The 7,996-nt window shown below is 62.7% G+C and carries 9 protein-coding genes; 1 reads left to right on the forward strand and 8 read right to left on the reverse strand.

The features are described 5' to 3' along the window. Nucleotides 1–167: 167 nt before the first annotated feature. The gene (locus P1T08_17640; GenBank protein ID MDF1597906.1) at nucleotides 168–854 is read left to right on the forward strand and encodes a hypothetical protein; all 687 of its coding nucleotides are present in this window, start codon (nucleotides 168–170) and stop codon (nucleotides 852–854) included. A gap of 10 nt (nucleotides 855–864) precedes the next feature. On the opposite strand, the gene P1T08_17645 is transcribed toward P1T08_17640, so the two are convergent. The 8 genes from P1T08_17645 to P1T08_17680 all read right to left on the reverse strand — a co-directional run bounded on the left by P1T08_17645 (nucleotide 865) and on the right by P1T08_17680 (nucleotide 7,813). After that, a complete protein-coding gene (locus tag P1T08_17645; GenBank protein MDF1597907.1) occupies nucleotides 865–1,800 on the reverse strand; it encodes a hypothetical protein in 936 nt (311 codons plus the stop codon). Nucleotides 1,801–2,005: 205 nt separating this feature from the next. Beyond that, nucleotides 2,006–2,971 (reverse strand): c-type cytochrome, encoded by a 966-nt coding sequence (locus P1T08_17650; protein ID MDF1597908.1) that lies wholly within the window; start codon nucleotides 2,969–2,971, stop codon nucleotides 2,006–2,008. Next, nucleotides 2,968–4,446, reverse strand: coding sequence for a 4Fe-4S binding protein (locus P1T08_17655; protein ID MDF1597909.1), 1,479 nt, complete (start codon nucleotides 4,444–4,446; stop codon nucleotides 2,968–2,970). Before P1T08_17655 ends, P1T08_17650 begins: the two co-directional genes overlap by 4 nt. After that, the gene (locus P1T08_17660) at nucleotides 4,371–4,832 is read right to left on the reverse strand and encodes a cupredoxin domain-containing protein (protein ID MDF1597910.1); all 462 of its coding nucleotides are present in this window, start codon (nucleotides 4,830–4,832) and stop codon (nucleotides 4,371–4,373) included. The genes P1T08_17655 and P1T08_17660 overlap by 76 nt, the downstream gene beginning before the upstream one ends. A gap of 13 nt (nucleotides 4,833–4,845) precedes the next feature. After that, entirely contained in the window at nucleotides 4,846–5,295 is a 450-nt protein-coding gene (locus P1T08_17665) for a PCYCGC motif-containing (lipo)protein (protein MDF1597911.1), read from the reverse strand. Between the two features lie 247 nt (nucleotides 5,296–5,542). Then, a complete protein-coding gene (locus P1T08_17670; protein MDF1597912.1) occupies nucleotides 5,543–5,851 on the reverse strand; it encodes a hypothetical protein in 309 nt (102 codons plus the stop codon). Between the two features lie 121 nt (nucleotides 5,852–5,972). Further along, complete coding sequence (locus P1T08_17675) at nucleotides 5,973–7,121, reverse strand: ATP-binding protein (GenBank protein MDF1597913.1); 1,149 nt, start codon at nucleotides 7,119–7,121, stop codon at nucleotides 5,973–5,975. After that, nucleotides 7,118–7,813 carry a response regulator transcription factor gene (locus tag P1T08_17680; GenBank protein MDF1597914.1) on the reverse strand — a complete coding sequence of 232 codons (696 nt, stop codon included), beginning with the start codon at nucleotides 7,811–7,813 and terminating at the stop codon, nucleotides 7,118–7,120. The genes P1T08_17675 and P1T08_17680 overlap by 4 nt, the downstream gene beginning before the upstream one ends. Nucleotides 7,814–7,996 lie beyond the last annotated feature (183 nt).

Raw genomic sequence — 7,996 nt, forward strand, 5'->3', positions numbered from 1 at the left:
GCGTAGTAACCATCAGATTGGCAGAGCCCTCCTAATCAACCGGGAACCCCTACACCCCGCTCAATTCCGAAGCGCCCTATTCGCTGGTTGTGGCCGTCGTTCTCCTGGGCGTCGGGTGCAGCACCGCCGCCACCTCGAGCACGGCTGCCATATCGAGCACCGTCGTCATGCCGAGCACCGACGCGACATCGGGCATCGCCGTCTCACCGGGTTCGACGGCCGGGACGGTGGAGGATACGGCGTGGCAGAGCGAGTTCGGCCTCGACCAATGCGATCTCGCAACCGTCGGCGGAAATGATTACTTCATCCTCGAGCCAGGTTTTCAGCTGGTGCTCGAGAGTGCAGCCGAACGCCTGGTGATCACCGTTCTCGATGAGACCGCGACAATCGACGGAGTCGAAACCCGGATCGTGGAGGAACGCGAGTGGAGGGGCGACTCCCTCATCGAGGTTTCTCGTAACTTCTTCGCCACCTGTGCGGCAACCGGTGACGTCTTCTACTTCGGGGAGGAGGTGGACGACTACGCAAGCGGGGAGGTCGTGAACCATACCGGAGCGTGGTTAGCGGGCGAGGCCGGGGCCGGGGCCGGGCTCATCATGCCGGCGCAACCCAGAATCGGCATGCGCTACTTCCAGGAGGTGGCTCCCGAGGTGGCTATGGATCGGGCCGAGGTCGTGAGCCTCACGCACACGCTCGAGACGCCGGCGGGCACGTTCTCCGACTGCCTGCGTACCCAGGAAGGATCGGCGCTGAAGCCGGGTGAACGGGAGTTCAAGACGTATGCACCCGGCATCGGCCTCGTTCAGGATCAATCCCTTCTGCTCGTTGCGTACGGGTACGACCTGGTGCCGTGAGGCGAGCCCGTCACCCGCTGATCGGGTCCGTCAATCCGTAGACGTCCGGACTGATCTCGTACCCATGGGCTTCCAGATCGAGGACCGCCTCCCGCGCCACCGTTCGGTCGGCGCCGCTCAGCGTCACTACCGAGACGAGCTCCAATTCCTCCCGGCCCTCGTCGGTGCCACTCCAATCGACCTTGATGTTGCCAACACCGGCAGCGAAGTACTTGTGCTGAAAGGCCCCCGGTTCCTCGACGTTGAACTCGTCGATGATCAGAACATCCTCGTAGCATCCGGTTGCGACGCAGACGCTTGCACTGAACCGGCCCACTATTGCCCTGTCGATAAACTCGACGGCCGGCCCCCATCCCTGGGAATAGCTGGTCGATCCCACCTGCGGATCGCCGCGCATGGCGATTCCGGCGCGTGCTCCGGCGATGCCGGATATCCAGGTCGGCGCATCGACGAGCGCGCCCGCGTCGTATTCTTCGGGATGCTCTCCCATTCGCCACACGTTGCCGTCATCGTCCTGGGCGAAGAAGGCCAACTCGGTTTCGGCGAGTTCGCCGGCGCTGTAGTCACGGGCCCAAACCACGAGCGTTTCGATTCCGTCGATGACCTTGGTCATGTCCGTTGCCGTGTAGACGACCCGATGCTCGATCATTTCGAACTTGTTCGTGAATCCCTTGTAGACGAGCTTGGTCCATGGTTTGAACGGCAGGAAGGGGTTGTCGATCACGGTGGGATCGCTGAAGCGGTCGTAGTCGAGCGTCTCGTACTCAGTTCGGGGTGCCTCGACCTCCGGGAGTGCCATGACCGTCGATGCTGTCGGTTGGCTGGCCGCCAGGCGGACCGACTCTGAAACGGGAGCCACCGTCAGGGGCGTGGGCTCTGCGGCACAGGCAGCCGACATGATCAGAACCACCACACCCGTAGACGCCGCCACGTCGAAACGTCGCACCTCGTTCACCTCCTTGGCACCGGCGTACCGGCGCCTCCCACACCATTGCTCCTCACCCTACGTGTTCGGGGACGCGGTTGCGGGCCAATGTGGGGATTGTTCGACACGAATTGGAAACTCGCAGATCATCGGGCGGGTTGAGCCGGCGATGGACGCATTCGAAAGGAACCTTTCCACGCCGGGTACATGAGTCGGGGACCCGGCGCTAAGGGCCGGCGAACGACAGGAACCACAGGTAATCAACCAGACTGCGGGTCTCCTCGACGGTGAACAGCGTCCCGAAATTGGGCATGTCGGTGCCCATCCCTCCCCGGCGGATCTTGGCGTACCAGATGTCGCCCCGGCGCAGCCAGGCGGCTTCGGCGAACGCGACGGGCGGATCTATCGTCGATTCGGCCACCGGTCCATCTCCGCCGCCGCGCTCTCCGTGGCAGGCCGCGCAGTTCTTCGCGAACAACTCGACTGCCTGTTCCGTTGGAACGGTATTCGACCACAGGTAGGCGACGACGTCGATCAGGAGATCATCCGGTGTGTCGCGGTTGGCGGCGCGAAGCAGTCCGAGACCACCCTCGGGCGTGTGCTGCAGCCGCCAATCTGGTTCGAGAAGTTCGGCCGGTACCTCGACCGACCCGACACTCGCTTGCCCGCGTGCACGGTCCGGGACGATTCCGTCCACGGTCTGAGGGTCGGCGTCGATATCGATCCCGGCTGCCACCAATGCCTCGATGATCGGGTCGGGGGGTGACGACAGCGGACTCGCAGCATCGGGGTCGACCACCTCGAGGACGCCGCGCATCCTCCAGTGGCTAGGACTGCACCAAGTGTTGCAGTAGTACGTATAGATCCCGGGCGAATCGACCGTAAGCGTTATCTCCCCGACGTGACCGGGGTCTACCTGGCCGATGTCGACCCCGAGGCCGGGTCCGATGGCGATTCCATGGACGACGTCGTCGGCTGCGAATCGCAGTGTGACCGTTTCCCCGACCTCCATCCGCACCAGGTCCGGTTGGAACCCACCATTCTCCGGAACGCGGGCGGTGATGTCGATGATGCGATGATCGGCGAACACCGGGCGAAGTCCGTACTGGTATCCAACGATCGTGAGGGGGATACCGACCAGGATGGCAATCAGCGTGACAATGGCCGTCCGGTTGCCCCGCCCGTTGGTCATCCGAGGTAGAGCCAGAGGAGGGCGAGGGTGGACGCCAGCAAGAACGCGACGACGGGAACGGCTGCCCGGGTGGCGGTAGTGCCGGAGGGGTCGTGACGGAAACCGACTCGCAGGGTCGTGCGGATACTGAATAGAAGTCCGCCAACGAGAATGGCGGCTTGGATGGCCGGTGCAGTGCCGGAGAGGTACGGAGTCCATCCGGTCTCGCTCGTTCCGAAGAGGTTCCATCCCCAGCCGAGAGGGTCCGAGACGGCGGCCAGCGCGTAGCTGCCGTTGGTCAGGGCGAAACCGACGCTGAAGGCCATCCAGGCCGCCAGGCCCAGCGGTATGAGAGAGTGGGCATATTCGCGATATGCCTGACGGATGGTCACGCCGGTGGCTGACCGTCTTTGCGCGGCAAAGACGGTCAGCCAGAAGACCCCTGGAACGAAGAGCAGCGTTGCAGAGAGGAAAGCGGTCGCATAGATGGCCCATCCCCAGAGCGATTCGACCGATGCCCACCCCCTGACCGTCGCCCACGGCCCGAACAACACCGCCGGATAGATGATGGAGCACGCCAGCATGATGAGTGCCTTGTACGCCTCGTCGATCTGCTTGCCGCCTCCCGGTTTGGCGAGATCGGCACCCGGACGGCGCAGGTTGATCACGACGTTGTCCATCGTGCACGTTTTCAGACACTCGGTACAGAAACCACAATCGAGGTTGCGGTCGAGTTTCCCTGGGTAGACCATCCACGGACAGCCATAGCCGCGCTCGTTGCCGGTGATGCAGTCCTTCGAACGGTGGTCCACGCACACCTGTGTGTCGCGGACCCTCAGTTCGATGGGGGCAGCCATCGAGTAGAGCCCGATGAACCCACCGATCGGGCACACGTACTTGCAGAACACACGGTTCTCGAAGAGCAAACTCATGCTCACGGCAACTCCGGCCAATCCGAGTATCACGCCTGCGGACACGGTCGGACGGGTGAGGATGATCATCGAAAACAGAGCGAGGATCAAGAACCCCACATTCTGAATCCACATGTTGCGAAGCCGGCGGGGCCAGCGGAGCCCCAGGGTGCGCAGCTTCCCCCCTCCGCCGATGATGCCGCGCCGCTGTATCCACTCACCCGGCGCAGGGATCGGGCAGATGGTGCACCATATGCGACCAAAACCCGGGACCATCAGCACCATCAGCACCGCCCACCACACGATCCATACGAACACGATGCCGAAGTTGCGATTCCCGGCCGATGTGCCCAGCAGGCCGGCGACGATCGCCAGCGCGAATGGAGCCAGCAGCAGCAGCATCGACACCGGTTGGAAGGAGCGGGACATGACTACTCGCCTGAGCCGAGGCATCCGGCCGAGCACATCGAGTCGGCGCTCATCTGCCGGGGGCTTGCGCACGAGCGTCTTCACGCCGACCGCCGGGTCCCGGCGCCGATCAACATCGCCGCCGCCGCAATGACGGCGATGGCGCTCGCCCGCCACAGAGGCTCATTCGGGCCGACGACCAGTTCACCGATCATGAACGGGTGCAGTGGGCCGCAGGATACGGAGCAGCGGTAGTTGAACTTGCCGGACCGGTCCGCCGAAACCGTGAACTGCTGCGAGATGCCCGGTTCGACTCTGGCATCGATCTCGTAACCATCGAGGAAAAAGCCGTGGACGACATCAGAAGCCGTCAGCGTCACCTGCAATGTGTCACCACGATTGACTGTGAGGCGACCCGGGGAGTATTCGAACTGGGACGCATCGATTGAAATGCGGTGGGTCTGTGGGGCGTGGAAGGCGGGGACGGGGACCAACAACGCCGCTAGGACAAGCAGCAGGAGGACGGACCTCCGTGCGATGACCGGACGTTTCGAGGTCTGCATGCGGCGACTGGATCTACGCCGGGGGGAGCGGAGTCGGCGTCGCAGGGCCAAACTTGCCGTAGCGCCCGTCCACGTACTGCCGGATTTCAGCCGGGGCCTTGCCGTCTCTCGTCATTCGCATCGTGTCCTGTGCGATGTCCACGCAGATGCCGCACCCCGTCGCGTGCGTATCGAAGGTGATGGTGCCGTCGACGGCGATGTCTGCGATGAAGCAATCGAGATTGCTTGTATGGCCCATAGACCCGCAGCCGCAGTAGCAGGGTTGGTGGGAGAGATCATCTGGATGGGCGACGGCGAAGAGGTATGCCTCTTGCACTGTGCTCGGAGCGGATCGGGCAAACTCGGGCAGCATCGACTGGTCGGCCAGGTCCATGTCGTGGCTCTCTCCGCAGGCGGAAACAGCCAAACCTGAGGCGACGATCATCAGCGCCCCTATCAGAGAGATACTCCTCGTGGCGGGCATAGTGCCAAACCTCCCTGTCATCGTCCGGGCTCCAGGCTCAGAGGGAACGGTGTCCCGGCGCCCATGTTCATTGCACCCAGTTCGAGAGAATGGTGATCTGGCGGTCTGGATTGGCCGGGTCGTTGGTCGGTAAGTGAAGTCGAAAGTCGTGAGGTCCGTCCATGCCGGCGTGCATTGTGAAAGCGACTACGACTTTTGTTGACTCTCCGGGGTTGAGGACCATCGAACCGATGGTCGGTGTGGGCGGTCAACACCCATCCTTGAGTTCGACGAAGGGCATCTCCGCAAAGAGAAGCGCCGCGTCGCCTGAGTTCGTCACTTCGAAGACAGCCTCGACCATCTGGTTGAACGGCACGTCACCAAAGTCGACGTAGTCGGAATCGACGGTGAGTGCCGGCGTCCCAGTCGTATCGATGGCCTCCTGCGACTGATCGGGCTCGTTTCCGGACGCGATGATGGAAACGATTGCGAGGGCCGCGATTGAAGCTCCGGTGAAGAGCAGGGTGCGGGAGCGAACCGTCTTCCGGCTCGGTCGTCGATCCGATTGCTTGCTCACGTGTTCCTCTCGTTCATTAGTGATCTTGATCTGTAATTATCAGACAAACTGATGGATACTGGTGGAGCCAGAAGTCCCAACGCCTCGCGAAAGGTCCCAATGCCGGTTCCGTCACACGATCTCATATCGACGGAATCCGCAGCACAAAAGTCGAACCATGTCCAAGACCCGGTGATTGAGCGCTGATGTCCCCGCCGTGGCGTCTGGCGATAGCACGGGCGATGGTGAGCCCGATGCCGCTGCCGCCGGGTTCGCCTTGGTGGCCCCGATAGAACCGCTCGAATACGGCGGCTTCTTCTTCTCGCCCGAGGCCCCTTCCTGTGTCGGTAACCTCGACAACAGCCTCGCCGTCCTCGGCGTGCACGGAGATCGAAACCTTGCCGCCGGGACTGGTGTAAGTGAGCGCGTTGCCGATCACGTTGGTGAGCACCTGCGAGATCCTGTCCCTGTCGGCGAAGACGGGGGTGGCTTGTCGAGTGTCCTCGATCATCAACGCCACACCCTTGGCGTCGAACTGCACCCGTAAGTGGCTTCCGACCTCATGGGCGAGGTCGGTCAGATCCAGATTCTGGAGGTCGAGAGGCTGGTTGCCTTCCTCGGCCCTCGAAACGGCGCTCAAATCGTCCGCCAGTCGGGTGAGCCTGCGCAGCTCCCGGCCGGATGCGGCCAGGATTTCATCGGTCGGCTCGAACACCCCGTCGAGCATGCCTTCGAGGTACCCTTCGATGGTGGTGAGCGGCGTCCGCAGCTCGTGGGATATCTCAGAGATCATCCGGATCCTCCGTCGCTCGGTCGAGTCCAATGATTCCGCGAGTGCGTTGACATCCTCGGCCAGGGCTGCGAGCTCTCTTTCGGCGGGCGGTTCGATCCTCTCCGCGTAGGCGCCGGCTGCCAGCCTGCGCGTGGTGTCTCGAACCGTTTGAAGGGGTGAGAGAATTCGCCGGGTTACGAATCCACTCACAACAGTGGCTGCAAGTGCGGCGATCGCCAGCGAGATGAGCAGGGCTCGTCGAAGGGAGCTGTCGAACGCCTGCTGAAGGCCAATATCGATTGCCGGTGTGAGGAAGCCCGCCGACGAATCACCCATCATGCTGCCGTCCATCATCATGTTGGTGCCCGTCATCATCGCGTTCATGAGTTCGACGTCGCTCTCGAAGAACGACGGGGCCAGCAGCTCGGAAATCGCCACGAGCGTTGCGGCGCCCACCAAGAGGACGAGGATCTGGGCGGTCAGCATGCGTGACCACAGGCTTCCGAAATGCCTGGTCACGATTCCACCCCGATGAATTTGTAGCCGACTCCGCGGGCCGTGGCGATGAAACGCGGTTCGAGTGGGTCGTCGTCTAGCACTTTGCGGAGATTGGAGATGTGGACGTCAACCACCCGATCGACGCCCACATAGTCCCATCCCCATACCCGTTCCATGAGTTGGTCACGGGAGAAGACACGCCGGGGAGCCTGGGCCAGCGCGATCAGCAGATCGAATTCGAGGGCACTGAGGTCGAGCAACCGCCCGTCAAGGTGGATCTCACGGGTCCCGAGGTCAATGACCAGTCCTTCGAACTGCAGCACCTCTGAGGAGCGGGAATCCTGGACGGCAGTTGCGCGTCTCAGAACTGCCCCGATCCGGGCGACGAGTTCCCGGGGAGAAAACGGCTTGGTCACGTAGTCGTCGGCTCCAACGGTGAGACCGACCACGCGATCAACCTCCTCAGACCGCGCGGTGAGCATGATCACCGGCACCGCTGATAATGCCCGCAGCCGGCGCAGGACTTCGAAACCATCGATGTCCGGCAAGCCGACGTCGAGCACGACCAGGTCGGGTTCCTTGCCGGCTGCCAGGCTGAGGCCGTCGATCCCCGCTGCAGCCTCCAGGACCTCGAACCCGTCGGCTTTCAGGTAGCTCGACAGCATGGTTCGGAGGTCCTGCTCGTCATCGATGATCAGTACTCGTCGTGACATATCGGTCACGGATGGTAGGGGGATGCGATCGTTATCGACCGAACCCCATCCCGCCCCCGGACCCCATCGGCCCCAAACCGTCTGGCACGATCGTTTGACCGTCGTTCCAGATCGAGTCGTGCATTTGGTTCATCCAGGCGGCGTCTTGGTCGGTGAGTGTTTCGTTGTTGTTCCACATGGAGT

It is taken from the genome of Acidimicrobiia bacterium, from assembly GCA_029210695.1.
In the GTDB taxonomy this organism is placed as follows: Bacteria; Actinomycetota; Acidimicrobiia; order Spongiisociales; family JAHEDJ01; genus JAHEDJ01.

Excerpts from the sequence above, each read along its gene's own strand:
- P1T08_17680 (MDF1597914.1), bottom strand. The coding sequence starts at position 7,813 with ATGTCACGACGAGTACTGATCATCGATGACGAGCAGGACCTCCGAACC.
- P1T08_17640 (MDF1597906.1), top strand. The coding sequence starts at position 168 with ATGCCGAGCACCGACGCGACATCGGGCATCGCCGTCTCACCGGGTTCG.
- P1T08_17650 (MDF1597908.1), bottom strand. The coding sequence starts at position 2,971 with ATGACCAACGGGCGGGGCAACCGGACGGCCATTGTCACGCTGATTGCC.
- P1T08_17660 (MDF1597910.1), bottom strand. The coding sequence starts at position 4,832 with ATGCAGACCTCGAAACGTCCGGTCATCGCACGGAGGTCCGTCCTCCTG.
- P1T08_17665 (MDF1597911.1), bottom strand. The coding sequence starts at position 5,295 with ATGCCCGCCACGAGGAGTATCTCTCTGATAGGGGCGCTGATGATCGTC.